Origin of the sequence: Enterocloster bolteae (assembly GCF_002234575.2) — a bacterium.
Lineage (GTDB): Bacteria > Bacillota > Clostridia > Lachnospirales > Lachnospiraceae > Enterocloster > Enterocloster bolteae.
In genome coordinates this window covers 5,363,195-5,378,515 of sequence record NZ_CP022464.2, presented here as the reverse complement: position 1 = coordinate 5,378,515, position 15,321 = coordinate 5,363,195, and the positions used below count along the sequence as shown (strand labels likewise).

General features: G+C 48.1%; 14 protein-coding genes. 13 read left to right on the top strand and 1 reads right to left on the bottom strand.

The genetic code is table 11. The annotated features are described in order from the left end of the window. Positions 1 to 47 precede the first annotated feature (47 nt). Both CGC65_RS31950 and CGC65_RS31945 read left to right on the top strand, forming a co-directional pair. Entirely contained in the window at positions 48 to 794 is a 747-nt protein-coding gene (locus CGC65_RS31950) for a helix-turn-helix domain-containing protein (RefSeq protein ID WP_002565519.1), read from the top strand. A 12-nt stretch (positions 795 to 806) separates the two neighbouring features. Further along, positions 807 to 1,469, top strand: coding sequence for a GntR family transcriptional regulator (locus CGC65_RS31945; protein ID WP_105105464.1), 663 nt, complete (start codon positions 807 to 809; stop codon positions 1,467 to 1,469). Positions 1,470 to 1,648: 179 nt separating this feature from the next. On the opposite strand, the gene CGC65_RS24885 is transcribed toward CGC65_RS31945, so the two are convergent. Beyond that, positions 1,649 to 2,008 carry a hypothetical protein gene (locus CGC65_RS24885; RefSeq protein ID WP_002565517.1) on the bottom strand — a complete coding sequence of 120 codons (360 nt, stop codon included), beginning with the start codon at positions 2,006 to 2,008 and terminating at the stop codon, positions 1,649 to 1,651. Between the two features lie 252 nt (positions 2,009 to 2,260). On the opposite strand from CGC65_RS24885, the gene CGC65_RS24880 reads away from it, so the two are divergent. The 11 genes from CGC65_RS24880 to CGC65_RS24830 all read left to right on the top strand — a co-directional run bounded on the left by CGC65_RS24880 (position 2,261) and on the right by CGC65_RS24830 (position 15,231). After that, positions 2,261 to 2,875 (top strand): hypothetical protein, encoded by a 615-nt coding sequence (locus CGC65_RS24880; RefSeq protein ID WP_002565516.1) that lies wholly within the window; start codon positions 2,261 to 2,263, stop codon positions 2,873 to 2,875. Further along, positions 2,872 to 3,873: a substrate-binding domain-containing protein gene (locus CGC65_RS24875; protein WP_002565515.1), complete on the top strand. Its 1,002-nt coding sequence runs from the start codon at positions 2,872 to 2,874 to the stop codon at positions 3,871 to 3,873. Before CGC65_RS24880 ends, CGC65_RS24875 begins: the two co-directional genes overlap by 4 nt. A gap of 21 nt (positions 3,874 to 3,894) precedes the next feature. Further along, positions 3,895 to 5,421 carry a sensor histidine kinase gene (locus CGC65_RS24870; protein WP_007035748.1) on the top strand — a complete coding sequence of 509 codons (1,527 nt, stop codon included), beginning with the start codon at positions 3,895 to 3,897 and terminating at the stop codon, positions 5,419 to 5,421. Further along, positions 5,396 to 7,006, top strand: a complete 1,611-nt coding sequence (locus CGC65_RS24865; protein ID WP_002565513.1) for a response regulator — start codon at positions 5,396 to 5,398, stop codon at positions 7,004 to 7,006. Before CGC65_RS24870 ends, CGC65_RS24865 begins: the two co-directional genes overlap by 26 nt. Before the next feature lie 42 nt (positions 7,007 to 7,048). Then, positions 7,049 to 8,110 carry a sugar ABC transporter substrate-binding protein gene (locus tag CGC65_RS24860; RefSeq protein ID WP_002565512.1) on the top strand — a complete coding sequence of 354 codons (1,062 nt, stop codon included), beginning with the start codon at positions 7,049 to 7,051 and terminating at the stop codon, positions 8,108 to 8,110. Between the two features lie 123 nt (positions 8,111 to 8,233). Continuing rightward, positions 8,234 to 9,454, top strand: coding sequence for a hypothetical protein (locus CGC65_RS24855; RefSeq protein WP_002565511.1), 1,221 nt, complete (start codon positions 8,234 to 8,236; stop codon positions 9,452 to 9,454). 257 nt (positions 9,455 to 9,711) lie between these two features. After that, entirely contained in the window at positions 9,712 to 10,887 is a 1,176-nt protein-coding gene (gene chvE, locus CGC65_RS24850) for a multiple monosaccharide ABC transporter substrate-binding protein (protein ID WP_002565510.1), read from the top strand. Positions 10,888 to 10,975: 88 nt separating this feature from the next. Then, the gene (gene mmsA / locus CGC65_RS24845; protein ID WP_002565509.1) at positions 10,976 to 12,514 is read left to right on the top strand and encodes a multiple monosaccharide ABC transporter ATP-binding protein; all 1,539 of its coding nucleotides are present in this window, start codon (positions 10,976 to 10,978) and stop codon (positions 12,512 to 12,514) included. 3 nt (positions 12,515 to 12,517) lie between these two features. Further along, positions 12,518 to 13,690 (top strand): multiple monosaccharide ABC transporter permease, encoded by a 1,173-nt coding sequence (gene mmsB / locus CGC65_RS24840; protein ID WP_002565508.1) that lies wholly within the window; start codon positions 12,518 to 12,520, stop codon positions 13,688 to 13,690. A gap of 213 nt (positions 13,691 to 13,903) precedes the next feature. After that, on the top strand, positions 13,904 to 14,542 hold the full coding sequence (locus CGC65_RS24835) for an endonuclease III domain-containing protein (RefSeq protein ID WP_002565507.1): 639 nt from the start codon (positions 13,904 to 13,906) through the stop codon (positions 14,540 to 14,542). A gap of 341 nt (positions 14,543 to 14,883) precedes the next feature. Further along, a complete protein-coding gene (locus CGC65_RS24830) occupies positions 14,884 to 15,231 on the top strand; it encodes a hypothetical protein (RefSeq protein WP_235622143.1) in 348 nt (115 codons plus the stop codon). Positions 15,232 to 15,321: the final 90 nt, after the last annotated feature.

The window sequence follows — 15,321 nt, the reverse complement described above, 5'->3', positions numbered from 1 at the left end:
GAACAACTACAGATGGAGGAAGTGAGCCGCATAGGATTGGACCACCCATGAAAATGTTGGCCTTTTGTGAATATATGTATACAGACGACGGACTCTACCGTGTGATTTATGAATATTTTGAGACCAGAATCCTGTTCGGGATGTACAGAACTGGTGAACACCTTCCGGCTATTGCGGAGACAGAGCGGTTTTTCCATATGGGTCCTACAGCGGTTCAATCCGCTTTGGAACTGCTTGGGCGAAAAGGGTATATAAGGATGGACGGAAAACGGACGGCAATTGTTGTCTATGAAGCTGAACCGGATAAGATAAGAGAACATGCCGCAAAATATTTTGCCCTCAGGGAAGAAGGAATAAAAGATATGATTCATTCGGTTCCGCTGCTTATGGGGCCGTTGTGGCTGGAGGGATTGAGAAGAGGGACGAATCAGGACTGGGATAAAATCAGAAATGCGCTTGCCTGCCCTTCGCTGGGGGTCATATCCATACTGGTGGAGCTTTACAGCCTGACACTGGGCACACTGAAAAACAAGCTGATTCTGAATCTGTTCTGGGAAGAAATCCGATATTTACGTTTCCCGTATCTGACAGATAAATTGCTGGAGATTCAGGAAACACTGAAACCGGAAGCGTCCAAAGAAGAGATAGTTGCCCGGTTGAGACGGATTTTTTTTGGTTCTTATAAAAAAATGGTGGAAGATATGTCCCTTTTTATCAGGAAAGAGGGCGGAATGTATTTAATTGACAACAGCAGGATTCCGTTCCAATGGAATATTTACCGCAGGAGGCCCTAGCTTAAATATTCCCTGGCCGGGCGCATCATATGGGAGGTGGTGAAGGGGGCGTATCCCATAGGCAGCTATCTGCCCTCGTTACCCCAGATTGCACAGCGGTATGATGTATCCGTAGCCACCGTAAGGCGTACCCTGATGCTTTTAGCCCAGCTGGGAGTCACCCAGTCATTCCATGGAAAGGGTACTTTGGTGGTAATGAGGACGGCCAAAATGAATTTCAGGATGCCGGAGATTCTGGAGGGAATGAGCCTGTACCTGGAAAGCCTCCAGCTGCTTGCTTTGACAATCAGGGATATAACATTGTATACAATAAAATCCTGCAGCGGGGAGGCACAGGAGCGTTTGACCGGAAAGTTTGATTTGTTAAGGCAGGAAAACAAGGTGCATCTTTGTTTTGAACTGTACTTTAAATGGATTGAGCACCAGTGCCCTATGGTAATGATACGTGAATGTTATCGAAAACAGTATGGTTTACTGACCTGGGGATATCCCATTATGTTATACCGGATTAGAAACCAGAAACTCCAGTTACGGTACATGGGATTTACAGAGGAGATAATTAAATTGCTGCGTGAAAAAAGATGGGAGGATTTTTCAGAGGCATGGAAGGGGCTTATGGAACAGGAAGAGCGGGAGGCCCGTAAATTCATGCTAGATGTAAATTTGAGGCTATGATTGCGCTAAGCAAGCTGACAGGAGCTGGTGATACCAGCTCCTGTCAGCTGTTTTATCAGCAATTATGGCTGGGAGGCATAAAGTATGCATTATCAGCGCAGTGTGTCATGCAGAAGTACGCTGCAGACATAGCAGATGGCCTGACAGAAAACATTGCTTTCTATTGGGAGGTGGGGGACTTACTGGTTCCCCTCCACTATAATCATGTCCTCCTGCTCCAGTGCGTCTGCAATCCAGCTGATGAACCGGCTGTAAAAGTCAAAGACAGTATCATCGAAATGAATATGGCTCATGTCATTTTCGATTTTCTGTATTATGATATTCCAGGTCCCGGCAGGGATGCGGTTATCCCAACAGACATCAAATTCCGGGAATTCGGATTCCAGATAGGACAGCAGGAGCTTTGTATAGTCTGTATCATAAATGCACAGTGATTCCTGGCAGTATGTATCGTGGTCTCCCGGTCCGGTGCCGCAGCTGCAGGGATAAAAGCAGAGATTTACCTTTTCATCCGGAGCCGAAAAACATCTTAATACCATAATCATCCCCCCGTATATCATTCCATTGCCGTGTACCGGGTCTTTCTAAGGCTAAGACCGCAGTCTGAACGTGATAATTAAATTATATCACGCCGGGGGGAGATTTGATAGTGTGAAAAAATAAGCCGCTGTTAAACCAGTCGCTGTTAAACTTGGGGCAGTTTGTAAGTTGGATTGACAGGAACTGGGGGTGGCTATAAAATAGAGGAATACCGATATTTTATTATAATGTGTGGCTGGGGGAAAATAGCTATGGACGGACAGAGGATACGGATTATTAAAAAGAATGATGAATATTCCATGGAATACCAGGTTGGAGATATCTTTTTGGTGGACAGCACATGGTATGGCGGCGTGAATGTGACCAGTAAGTCGGGAATACCCCTGTCTCTGGACAAGGAGGAGTATGAGTTTGTGAACAGGGAGGAGGCTGTACATGTAATTGACACCTATTCCTACGGGCTGGGAGCCATGGACTGCTTCTGCGAGATGGTGTCTGCCGGCCTTAAGACACTGGCCATGAGCCACCCCTGCGATACCAGGGAGGAACGGGATTCCTACCTGCAGGATGCAGAAAAGCTGTGCAGGAAGTACGGGGTGAAGCTTTATCCGGAGGACGAGGCTTTTATTACGGATTTATTCCCCGAGGAGTTGAATAAGGGTAAGTATAATTACCTCTTTTACCGGACCGGCGATGTGCTGGAGCGCTATATGGGACTGAAGGAACAACAGAAACGATTGATTGCAGACCACTCCTATACAGGGCAGGAGAGATACAGGATTGCCGTGGAGTTCGGGAAGCTTCTGTCCTACCCTGAGGATGGGATAGAGAGGCTGATTGAGAGGGCAGGCAGAGAAAAACAATGAAAACCCGGGTACGCTTGGAACGTATAATTGTAATTGCTGGAATACTGGTAGTGCTGTTCCTCACGCTGGTCACCAGCTCCTATTATCAGAATGTTTTAAATCAGGTGGGGAAGGACGGCGGGGAGGATGGAAACGAATACCGCTACCATTATGTCATGATTGTGGAGGATTGTGACATGCCTTTCTGGAAGGATGTGTACGAGAGCACCAGGGAGGCTGCAAGGGAGCACAATGCCCTGGTGGAACTAATGGGAAAGAGTCTTTCCTCCACCATAGAGATAGAGAGTCTCATGGACATGGCCATTGCTTCTGGGGTGGATGGAATTATCCTGGAATACACGGGCGGCCATAAGATAGATGAGCGGATTAATGAGGCCGGTAAGGCGGGAATACCCGTGGTCACGGTTCTCAAGGATGCGCCGGATACCAGCCGTATAAGTTTTGTGGGGGTCAATGACTACCAGCTGGGCCGGCAGTACGGGGAACAGATTTTAAAGCTGGTGCCGCCGGATAAGGATGATGTGGAGGTGATGCTTCTGCTCCACGACAGGGATAACAGCAGCCAGGTGCAGATAGCAGAACAGATCAATAACCTGCTGGTGACTTCACCGGACACATCGGGACGGGTCAGGCTCATACAGGAGACCATGCGATCCACCGGGAAGGTGGATGCGGATGAGACCATAAGGAACATATTTTTCCGCAAGGAGGGAATCCCGGATGTCCTTGTGTGTACAGAGGCCGTGGATACAGAGGCTGCCTACCAGGCCATGATTGATTACAATAAGGTGGGGGAGCTGCAGCTCCTGGGGTATTACAAGTCAGATCAGATTTTAGAGGCTGTCAGGAAGGGGAATATTCCGGTAACGCTTGTCATTGATACGGAGCAGATGGGGCGGTACTGTGTGCAGGCATTGGAGGAATATCTGCAGGAGGGACACGCAAATTCCTATTACAGTGTGGATTTGCAGTTTGTCACAAAGGAAAATGTGGATTAGAGCCTGTTTGAAAAGTGAGCGATGAGTATGGAGAGACCGGGAAAGAACATATGGAGCCATCTGAGCCTGGAGAAGAAAATACTGCTGGCCGTGACCCTTATGATACTGACATTATTTATAAGCAACATATTTATCTATCTCCAGGTAAACAAGATTGCCGGCAAGATGGATACGGTATATGCCAGCAATGTAAACCTAAGCGAGCTGTCAGAGGCCCTGGAGCATGTGCAGAAGGACATGGGAGACTATGTGTCCGTAAAGAGCTCGGACAGCCTTGAGAGCTATTACAAAAGCCAGCAGGAATACCAGGGATTGTTAGAACGCCTGAACGATAAGACCATTGACAAGCCGGGAAAAATCCTGGAAAAGAACATCCGCATGATGTCGGAATCCTATCTGGATATGACCCAGGATGCGGTGCAGGCCAAGCGGGGGCGGAACGTGGAGCGGTACAGGGAGGCATATGAGAGGGCCCTTACCCTCTATCAGTACATCAACACGCGTATATCGGAGCTCAATGAGCTGCAGTTTAAAAACAACTCTGCCAGCTACCAGACCATGAGGGAGGCCCTTCGCTACATGGAGGTGTTCAACATGGTAATCCTGATGATTGTCATGCTGGCAGGGCTTATGGTGCTCAGGATGCTGGTAAAGGATATGGTAACGCCCCTTACCAGTCTGGCCAGGACCGCCAATCTGGTGGGGCAGGGGAACTTTAATGTAAAGATGCCGGATACGGATTCCAACGACGAGATTGGCATTGTCACCAGGACCTTCAACCAGATGGTAGGAAGCCTGGAGGAATATGTGGCTAAGGTAAAGGAGGGGGCTGAGAAGGAGCAGGAGCTTTTGGAGCGGGAGCTCCTGATGGAAAACCACCTGAAGGAAGCCCGCCTTAAATACCTGCAGTCCCAGATAAATCCCCATTTTCTGTTTAATTCCCTCAATGCGGGGGCCCAGCTGGCCATGATGGAGGACGCGGAAAAAACCTGCATTTTCCTGGATAAGATGGCGGAATTTTTCCGCTATAATGTAAAGAAAGGATTGGAGGATGCCACGGTAGGGGATGAGACGGCTGCGGCTGAAAATTATATCTACATACTGAATGTGAGATTTGCAGGGGACATACAGTTTAAAGAATCCATAGACCAGCGGGTATTGGATGTGAAGATGCCCAGCATGATACTGCAGCCCATTGTGGAGAATGCGGTCAGACACGGGATCCGCGGCATGGAAGAGAATGGGACGATTCTTCTTACGGTTCATGGATGCAGGGACTCCATCCGCATCAGCGTACGGGATAACGGTAAGGGTATGAGCCGAGAGAGAATTCTTGAGGTTATGGAAGGCAGAAAGCAGGAAACACCGGATGACGGCGATTCCACGGGAATCGGCCTGGACAATGTGGTCAGCCGTCTGGAGCTGTATTATCAGCAAAAGGGGCTGGTCCAGATTGTAAGCGAAGGTCCCGGAATGGGGACCGAGGTCATCATCCATATTCCGGTGAAGGAGGAGATTGGACATGTTTCGGATATTACTGGCAGATGATGAGGGAATTATGCTGGAGTCCCTTAAGAAGATCATTACCACCAGCTTTGGAAGTGAATGCGATATACGGTGTGTCAAGACCGGCAGAGGTGTTGTGGAGATGGCGGAGAGCTTTCACCCGGATATTGCATTTGTGGACATCCATATGCCGGGGCTCAGCGGAATCCAGGCCATCCAGGAAATACGCAAGGTGGATAAGGAGATGATGATTATTATCATCACAGCCTACGATAAATTCGCCTATGCAAAGGAGGCTGTGAACCTGGGTGTTATGGAATATCTGACCAAGCCCATTTCCAATAAAAAGATAATCCTGGACGTATGCATGAAAGCCATGCAGCGGGTGGAGGAAGCCAGACAGAAGAGAAGCGACGACCTTAAAATAAGGGAGAGGCTGGAAATCGTGGTTCCCATGATTGAGAGCGGATTTATCTACAATATGCTGCAGGACGACGGCGCGGACAGCTCCGGCTACGAGGAACTGCTGGGAATCAGGGAGCATTACGGTTTCTGCCTGGTTCTGGAATTCGGAGACAGGGATGAGAGCGGCAGGCTGACCAATGTAATCGGATCCAGCGTAAAGGCCAACAAGTATTACCAGGCCATGAGGGAAATCGTGAGGGATTATTTTTCCTGTATCGCCGGACCTGTCATGGGAAACCGGGTGGTGCTGTTTGTGCCTTCCCCTGAGCCGGTGCTTAAGTATGAAGAGAGGGTGGAGGTCATCACAAGGACCAGGACCATGCTCCAGAAGCTGGAGGAACACATTGGCAGTGATTTCCGCAGCGGTATCGGTAGCACAAAAACTCTGGGAAATGCAAAGGAGTCATACGGGGAGGCGCTGAGGGCACTGCGGGAGAGCGTCAGCCATGTGGTCCACATCACGGATATCCCAAGCAGGCAGGAGGACGTGGCCGGGGAATACCCAAAGGAGCTGGAAAACAGTTATTACGAGCGGGGATTGAAGGCGGACAGCGAGGGGGCCGCTGCCTGCGGAGCCGAGCTGTTTTCGTGTATGCAGGGAAGGTATGACTGCCGTGAAGACTTGGAGGCCAAGGTGCTGGAGCTCATCATGCAGCTGGAGTACCGGATATGCGCAAAGGACGGCACTGAGTTTGGCTTAAAGCCCAGGGGCAGTTATATCCGGGAGATAAAAGAGGCATCTGACAGCGACAAATTGTGCCGCTGGTTCCTGGAAAAAACACGGGAAATATGTCAATGCGCGGGTACTGAGAAAAAGAAGGAGATGGAGTACCTGGTGGATACGGTGAGAAAATACATTGACGAAAATTACCAGAAGGATATATCCCTGGACGAGATATCCAGGATGGTGAATATAAGCCCTTACTATTTCAGCAAGCTGTTCAAGCAGGGAACAGGGGAAAATTTCATCGAATACCTGACACGGACCAGAATGAGACAGGCCTGTGTCTGCCTCCGGAATCCGGATTACAGCATCAAGCAGATATGCGCCATGGTGGGATACAGCGACCCCAATTACTTCAGCCGTATTTTTAAGAAATACGAGGGCGTCAATCCCAGCGAGTACAGGGAACGGATGGAGAATGGGGCAGGGAAGGTTTAAGGACAGGTTTAGGACTGGTTAAGGAAAGGATAGGGAAACCATATGGGGATACGTAAAAAGAGGACCGCAGGCAGTATTGTCTGCATATTGTTCACAGCCCTGTTCTCGGTCCTGGCGGTCTCAGGCTGCGCCAAGACAGAGGACGCGGCGGCAGGCAGCGTGGAGCAGGAGGAGCAGGAGGTACAGATTGGTCTCAGCTTTGAATCCTTTGTCATAGAGCGGTGGATGCGGGAGAGGGATGTGTTTGTGTCCGCTGCAAAGGAGCTGGGGGCGGAGGTCAATGTACAGAATGCCAACGGGGATGTGGAGGAACAGATTTCCCAGATTGAGTATTTCATTAAGAAGCAGGTGGATGTCATCGTGGTGGTGGCAGGAGACTGTGAGGCGCTGTCAGATGTGATGATTAAAGCCAGGGAAGCGGGAATCAAGACTGTTTCCTATGACCGGCTCATAATGAATGCCGGGTGCGATTTATACATATCGTTTGACAACACCGAGGTGGGCAGGCTGATGGCTGAGAGCATGCTGGAAAATATTCCGGACGGAGGCGATATCTTCCTGATTCAGGGGCCCCTGACCGACAACAATGTTTCGCTGATCCGGGAGGGGATTGACGAGACCCTGGCCGGCAGCAATCTCAATGTGGTCTATGAAGCCAACTGCCCTGGCTGGATTGCGGAAAATGCCTATACCTATACGAAGGAAGGATTAAAGCTGGACCGCAATGCAAAGGGAATCATCTGCGGAAACGATGATCTGGCCAGCCAGGCCTTTAGGGCCTTGTCCGAAGAACGGCTGGCCGGAAAGGTGTGCGTGACCGGTCAGGACGGTGACCTGGCAGCCTGTCAGCGCATCGTGGAGGAAACCCAGGAAATGACGGCTTTTAAATCCGTGGAACAGGAGGCCAGCCTGGCAGCCAAATGCGCGGTTCTCCTGGGACTGGGGGAGGAAATCGAGGAGGTGCAGGACACTGCCTATGACGGTACCTATAACGTACCTTACCTGGAGCTGCAGCCCATTGCCGTCACAAAGGAAAATATGGACGAGGTTATCATTAAGGGCGGGTTTCATGCAAAGGAGGATGTGTATTTGAATGTGAACTGACTTTTCTGTCAGTAAGATACAGCCACAAAATAAGGATGGGTTGTACTGTCTTTGCTGGAAATGATTTATGGCAAGGTGAGAAAAAGTGAAGAAATACTATTATGACAAAAGGGAGTCTCTTATATGTCAATGTATGGGAATAGATTGGTCAAACATGAAGCGCTAAAAAGATGGGTTAAGACTATTTCGCTGGATAATATTAATACTGTGGATATTGGAGGGGAATTGCTTGAATTGACGGAAAAATCAAAGAAAATTTTAGATATACAAATTGCTTTGTTTTCTAAGCTGGTTGAGTCTATGAAACCAGGGGATGATTGGCGTGCACTTCAAAATGTACTTTCTCCACTATTTTATAATGCTTTTTTCCGCGTAGGTAATAATGCTATTCGGATAGCAAACTATTATGAGTGTATGGTCATACCTAGCAACATGAAGACGTATAAGAAAATAATCAAGGGAGTTGACTATCAGGAAATTGGCTCCGTAAAATTGTATGATGGGAAAAGGTGTATTGGTGAGATTGGAGCTAAGAGCGATCTGATGTGGAGCGTTTTTTACGACTATTTTATCAATATAGGTAAATGGGGTGAAATTACCCATACGCATACGAATCATGAAAGATATTTATCAATACAATTATTTGATATAGAATTCTTAAGCAATGATGAAATATGCCGTATGATTAACGAGATATTGCTGAAAGTCTCAATGGAACATGACTTAGACTTTTCTGTTGTTGAGATGGATGCAATCTATAAATTAGAGGGGGAAGCCAAAACATATGGAATTCAGTTTCATTCACTAGAATTCGAGTATATACCAGCCTTATACTTAATCAATGCCCTGAATACCAGAGAGGCGAGATTGGCATATTTAAGTTACTATCAAGTATTAGAATACTTTTTTGTCAGAGCACAAAATTATTATTTTTTAAACGAATATGGCGCGTTGTCAATGCCTGCTGTAAATCACAATGAACTTAGAAAGGTATTGCACAAATACAAAAATATATTAAATGAGAGAGAGTCATTGAAATTAGTGCTGACAAGGAGTTTAGATATATCAAAGTTTAAATCCTGGATATTACAAGATAAAAACAGGGTAAATAAATACTGTAATTCACAGAAGAACTCAATTGATATAACAAAAAGTGATGAAAAAATAGTGGGAAGACTTGGAGAACGGATATATTCAATGAGGTGTTCTATAGCACATGCAAAAGGGGATGTTGACGAATATATTGCAGTTCCAACGGTAAGCGATAGCGAAATTAGTTTAGAAATTGAGTTGATTAAGTATGCTGCCTACGAAGCATTAAAAGCATGTTCAGAAATAAAATAGAAGTTTATAAATGGAGTGTTGGGGAGATATGGTTTTTATCTAATGTGTATTCGTTCGCTTTTCATGACCAGGAAGTTCTGCAAAGACCATGATAGCACATTTTTAACTAAAAATAAAATAAACTGAGCAAAAATGTCCTGTATCCTGCAGGGCATTTTTTTAAACCTCTTAAAAGTGTGCAGATGGGTGCCAAGCAAGTCCAGAGCGGGCTGTGGTATATTTAAACTATCAAAACATTATGGAGGAGGATTTACAATATGAAAAAGAAATTGTTAGTGACCATGCTTACATTAGCCATGGCAGGCAGCCTTATGGCATGCGGAAGTAAGGAGGGAGCTGCTCCTGCTTCAGAGGCAAAGACAGAGGCCCAGACCGAAGCAAAGGCAGAGGACGCCAAAGCAGAGGACACCAAGGCTGAGACAGAAGCAGCAAAGGATGAGGCTGCATCCGGCGAAAAGCACCTGGTTGGCGTGGCAATGCCCACCAAGGACCTGCAGAGATGGAACCAGGACGGAAGCAATATGAAGGCAGAGCTGGAGGCGGCCGGATATGAGGTAGACCTTCAGTACGCCAGCAACGATGTACAGACCCAGGTATCCCAGGTGGAGAACATGATTTCCAACGGCTGTGAGCTGCTGGTCATCGCATCCATCGACGGAAGCTCTCTGGGCGAGCCTCTGGGACAGGCCAAGGAAGCAGGCATACCTGTTATTTCCTATGACAGGCTTCTGATGAACTCTGACGCTGTTACATATTACGCAACCTTTGACAACTACATGGTAGGACAGAAGCAGGGCGAATATCTGGTAGAGGCCCTTGGATTAGAGGAGAACGACGGACCGTTCAACATCGAGATGTTCACCGGCGACCCGGCTGACAATAACTGCAACTTCTTCTTCGGCGGAGCCATGGACGTGCTTCAGCCATACATTGACAGCGGAAAGCTGGTTGTAAAGTCCGGCCAGACCACATTCGAGCAGGTGGCAACCGCTAACTGGGATTCAGAGAAGGCACAGAACAGAATGGATACCATCATTGCAGGAAATTACTCCGACGGAACCGTTTTAAACGCAGTGCTTTGCTCCAACGACTCTACTGCACTGGGTGTTGAGAATGCCCTTGCATCCTCCTATACCGGCGAATATCCCATTATCACCGGTCAGGACTGTGATATTGCCAATGTAAAAAACCTGATTGCAGGCAAGCAGGCTATGTCCGTATTCAAGGATACACGTACCCTGGCCTCACAGGTAGTTAAGATGGTAGACGCCGTTATGCAGGGCGGAGAGGCAGAAGTTAATGATACCAAGTCTTATGATAACGGCACAGGCGTAATCCCCACATATCTCTGCGAGCCGGTTGTTGTCACAATTGATAATTACAAAGAAATGCTGATTGATTCCGGCTATTACACGGAAGACCAGTTAAAGTAATCAGATGGACCGGCCAATCAGGCCGGAAAAGATGAGAATCGTACAGGCGGGGAGAAACACCCGCCTGTATGGTTGTAGGAGGGATAGAATGGCAGAGATACTTTTGGAAATGAGAAATATCACCAAGACCTTCCCCGGAGTAAAAGCCCTTGACAATGTAAACCTGAAGGTGGAAAAGGGAGAAATCCATGCGCTGGTGGGGGAAAACGGAGCCGGTAAATCCACTCTCATGAACGTGCTCAGCGGCATATATCCCTACGGCACATATGAGGGCGACATCATTTACGACGGTCAGGTGTGCAAGTTTGATAAAATCAGTGACAGTGAGGAAAAGGGAATCGTCATCATCCACCAGGAGCTGGCATTGATTCCGTATATGTCCATTGGCGAGAACATGTACCTTGGAAATGAAAAAGGAAAGAAAATGGCAATTAACTGGGACCAGACATACGACGAGGCTGACCGCTATTTAAAAACAGTGGGCCTTAACGAGTCCTCACATACATTGATCAAGGATATCGGAGTGGGAAAGCAGCAGCTGGTGGAGATAGCCAAGGCCCTTGCCAAAAAGGCCCGGTTGCTGATTCTGGACGAACCAACGGCTTCCCTCAATGAGGATGATTCCAAGGCCCTGCTGGAGCTGCTGCTTAAATTCAAGCAGGAGGGCATGACATCCATTATTATTTCCCATAAGCTCAATGAGATCGCATATGTGGCTGACAAGATAACGGTCATCCGTGACGGCTCCACCATAGAGACCCTGGATAAACAGACAGACGACATCTCAGAGGACCGGATCATAAAGGGAATGGTGGGACGTGAGCTGACAGACCGGTTCCCCAGGAGGGAGAATATCAACATCGGCAATACTGCCCTGGAGGTCAGGGACTGGGTGGTATACCATCCCCTGTACTCAGACAGGAAGGTGGTGGACCATGTGTCCATTCATGTGAACAAAGGGGAAGTGGTGGGAATCTGCGGGCTTATGGGAGCGGGACGTACGGAGCTGGCCATGAGCATTTTCGGAAAGAGCTACGGTACCAATATTTCGGGACAGCTTTTTATTGAGGGAAAAGAAGTCCATCTGAATACGGTGCACGACGCCATCAGCCATAAGATCGCATATGTGACTGAGGACAGGAAGGGAAACGGCCTTATCCTGTCCAATCCCATACGTGTAAACACCACCCTTGCCAACATGGGAGCGGTCAGCAGCCATGGAGTCATAGACAAGGACAAAGAATACATGGTGGCTGTGGAGTACAAGGATAAGCTGAAGACAAAATGTCCTGGAGTGGAACAGAACGCAGGAAATCTAAGCGGCGGCAACCAGCAGAAGGTGCTTCTGGCAAAATGGATGTTCACGGAGCCGGATGTTCTGATTCTGGATGAGCCCACAAGGGGAATCGACGTAGGCGCAAAGTATGAGATATACTGTATCATAAACCGTCTGGTGGAGGAAGGGAAGTCCGTCATCATGATATCGTCGGAGCTGCCCGAGGTGCTGGGCATGTCAGACCGCATTTATATCATGAATGAGGGCAGGCTGGCCGGGGAAGTGGACGCTTCGGAAGCTACCCAGGAATATATTATGTCCTGTATTCTTAAAGCTGATAAAGGAGAGTAGACCATGGATCAAAAGCTGAAAATCTCAGAGGTTCTGAAAAAATATACAATGATTATCGCTCTTGCGGTTATCGTCATACTGTTTACCGTGAACACGGGAGGCAAGATGCTTCTTCCTCAGAACGTAAACAACCTGATTGCCCAGAATGCCTATGTATTTATCCTGGCCACCGGCATGCTGTTCTGTATTCTGACCGGAGGCAACATCGACCTGTCGGTTGGTTCCGTGGTATGCTTCGTGGGCGCCATCGGAGGCAAGATGATGGTGGAAATGGGCATCAGCCCTTACCTTACACTTATCGCCATGGCCATCATGGGAATGTTAGTGGGAGCATGGCAGGGATTCTGGATTGCCTATGTCAGGATTCCTCCGTTTATCGTTACCCTGGCCGGCATGCTGATGTTCAGGGGACTTTCCAACGTGGTGCTTCAGGGAATGACGCTGGCTCCCATACCGGACCAGTTTCTGGTGCTGTTCAATACCTATGTGCCGGATTTCTTTGCTGTGGAGGGCTTTAACCTGACCTGCTTCCTGGTGGGAGTTATTGCCTGTGTTGTCTATGCCTTTATTGTTTTCAATGGAAGGCGGCAGAAGCTGGCTAAGGGGTACTATGTGGAGCCTCTTACGGGAGTTGTGATCAAAATGGCAGTCATCTGCGTTGTCCTGCTCTCCTTCATGTTCCGCCTGGCCCAGTACAAGGGAATTCCAAACGCTCTTATCTGGGTAGCGGTTATCATCGGAATCTACAGCTATATTGCCTCCAAGACCACCACAGGCCGTTACTTCTATGCTGTGGGCGGCAATGAGAAGGCAACCAAGCTTTCCGGTATCAATACCAACCGGGTATATTTCCTGGCCTACTTAAACATGGGCCTTCTGGCAGCCATCGCGGGCATGGTCACGGTAGCCAGACTGAACTCCGCCAACCCCACGGCCGGAAACAGCTATGAGATGGACGCCATCGGCGCGTGCTTCATCGGCGGCGCTTCCGCATACGGCGGCACCGGTACGGTCCCCGGGGTTATTGTGGGCGCAACTCTTATGGGCGTGCTGAATCTGGGTATGAGCATCATGGGCGTGGACCAGAACCTGCAGAAGGTGGTAAAGGGCGGCGTTCTGCTGGCAGCGGTTATCTTTGATGTGGTGAGTAAGAGAAAGTCGTTTATTGTTAAATAATCATGTGTGAACAAGTTTCATATTGGATGGAATAAAATACCCCGGAGCCGTTGTCTTTAAGTCTGCTCCAGGGTATTTTCCTTGAGAAATGAACCTGTGTCATGTATAATAAGATGTATGTGAAAAGAAAAGCGCAGGATGATACAAAGAAGTAAAAAGAAGTTAAAAGGAAGTTAAAAAGAAGTGCGCTGCAGCATACAAAGGAGATACAATATGACAAAGGAAAAACTTGCATTGGAAATCATAGACCGCCTGAAAAAAGAATATCCCGATGCAGGCTGTACCCTGGACTATGACCATGCCTGGAAGCTGCTGGTCAGTGTGCGCCTGGCGGCACAGTGTACAGACGCAAGAGTGAACGTGGTGGTTGAGGACCTTTACGCCAAATATCCGGATGTGGATGCCCTGGCAGAGGCGGATGTGGAAGATATTGAGCGGATAGTGAAGCCCTGCGGCCTGGGACACAGCAAGGCCAGGGACATAAGCGCCTGCATGAAGATACTGAAGGAACAGTATGGAGGCAAGGTGCCCGATGACTTTGACGCCCTGTTAAAGCTTCCCGGAGTGGGAAGAAAGAGCGCAAACCTGATTATGGGGGATGTGTTCGGAAAGCCTGCCATTGTGACGGACACACACTGTATCCGCCTGGTGAACCGTATGGGCCTGGTGGACGGAATCAAGGAGCCAAAGAAGGTGGAAATGGTACTGTGGAAGCTTGTGCCGCCTGAGGAGGGCAGCGATTTCTGCCACAGATTGGTATTCCATGGCCGGGACGTCTGTACAGCCAGGACAAAACCCCGCTGTGAGGCATGCTGTCTCAATGATATTTGCAAAAAAGCGGGAGTGGAGTGATTTTTTGCAGGGATGGAATAAAGATTGGACTTGAAAATAAGTTTTATGGAAAATGCTTTCCGGCATATCATGCAGCCGGAGGGCATTTTTTGCGTAACAGGTTAATTCCGCTTGCAGAAACAGGCTGATGGAACGCGGGAAAAGTATACAAAAACAGAGAGGTTCCCTCTGCACAGAACTCACAAAGTTTTTTTGAGGAGAAAGTTCTCCTTTGAAATTTGTTTTGGGAAAATGGTAAAATAATGACTGAGATAATCCGGAAGAATACGGATGAAGCAGCTCAATGAGCTCAATGGATGATGAGCAGGGAACAGTCAACGCTTTTGCAGGAAGGTGAGAAGATGAAAAATGAATCCGTGAAACATGTCAGATATGGGACTGGAAGAGTGGCGGAGGTGGTACAGAACCATATGGTGGTTCTGTTTGATGGTGAAGCCGGGAGAAAGGTATTTGCGTATCCCGATGCCTTTGAGCGATTTCTTTGTTTTGACGATCCAATCCTTCAGAAGCGGGCAGAAGCCGCGGTCATGGAATTAAAGAAGAAGCGGACGGAAGAAGCAAAACAGCGTCTTGTGGTTTATCAGTTATATGAGGCAAAAAGGAAACAGGAGCAGACGGAATTGTTAAAGAAAAGAAGGAAAGCGGCAAGGGAACGGCTGGCAAGGGAAAAGATGGCAAAGGTTATTTAGAAGAGGATTAGAAATAAGGACGAAAGTAAGGAAGAAAGTAAGAACGGAAGAAAAGCTGAAAGTACGGCCGGAAGAGAGGTTAAGAGAAAG

Excerpts from the sequence above, each read along its gene's own strand:
- chvE (WP_002565510.1), top strand. The coding sequence starts at position 9,712 with ATGAAAAAGAAATTGTTAGTGACCATGCTTACATTAGCCATGGCAGGC.
- CGC65_RS24830 (WP_235622143.1), top strand. The coding sequence starts at position 14,884 with ATGAAAAATGAATCCGTGAAACATGTCAGATATGGGACTGGAAGAGTG.
- CGC65_RS24860 (WP_002565512.1), top strand. The coding sequence starts at position 7,049 with ATGGGGATACGTAAAAAGAGGACCGCAGGCAGTATTGTCTGCATATTG.
- CGC65_RS24870 (WP_007035748.1), top strand. The coding sequence starts at position 3,895 with ATGAGTATGGAGAGACCGGGAAAGAACATATGGAGCCATCTGAGCCTG.
- mmsA (WP_002565509.1), top strand. The coding sequence starts at position 10,976 with ATGGCAGAGATACTTTTGGAAATGAGAAATATCACCAAGACCTTCCCC.
- CGC65_RS24885 (WP_002565517.1), bottom strand. The coding sequence starts at position 2,008 with ATGGTATTAAGATGTTTTTCGGCTCCGGATGAAAAGGTAAATCTCTGC.
- CGC65_RS24865 (WP_002565513.1), top strand. The coding sequence starts at position 5,396 with ATGTTTCGGATATTACTGGCAGATGATGAGGGAATTATGCTGGAGTCC.
- CGC65_RS24835 (WP_002565507.1), top strand. The coding sequence starts at position 13,904 with ATGACAAAGGAAAAACTTGCATTGGAAATCATAGACCGCCTGAAAAAA.
- CGC65_RS24855 (WP_002565511.1), top strand. The coding sequence starts at position 8,234 with ATGTCAATGTATGGGAATAGATTGGTCAAACATGAAGCGCTAAAAAGA.
- CGC65_RS31950 (WP_002565519.1), top strand. The coding sequence starts at position 48 with ATGAAAATGTTGGCCTTTTGTGAATATATGTATACAGACGACGGACTC.
- CGC65_RS24875 (WP_002565515.1), top strand. The coding sequence starts at position 2,872 with ATGAAAACCCGGGTACGCTTGGAACGTATAATTGTAATTGCTGGAATA.
- mmsB (WP_002565508.1), top strand. The coding sequence starts at position 12,518 with ATGGATCAAAAGCTGAAAATCTCAGAGGTTCTGAAAAAATATACAATG.
- CGC65_RS24880 (WP_002565516.1), top strand. The coding sequence starts at position 2,261 with ATGGACGGACAGAGGATACGGATTATTAAAAAGAATGATGAATATTCC.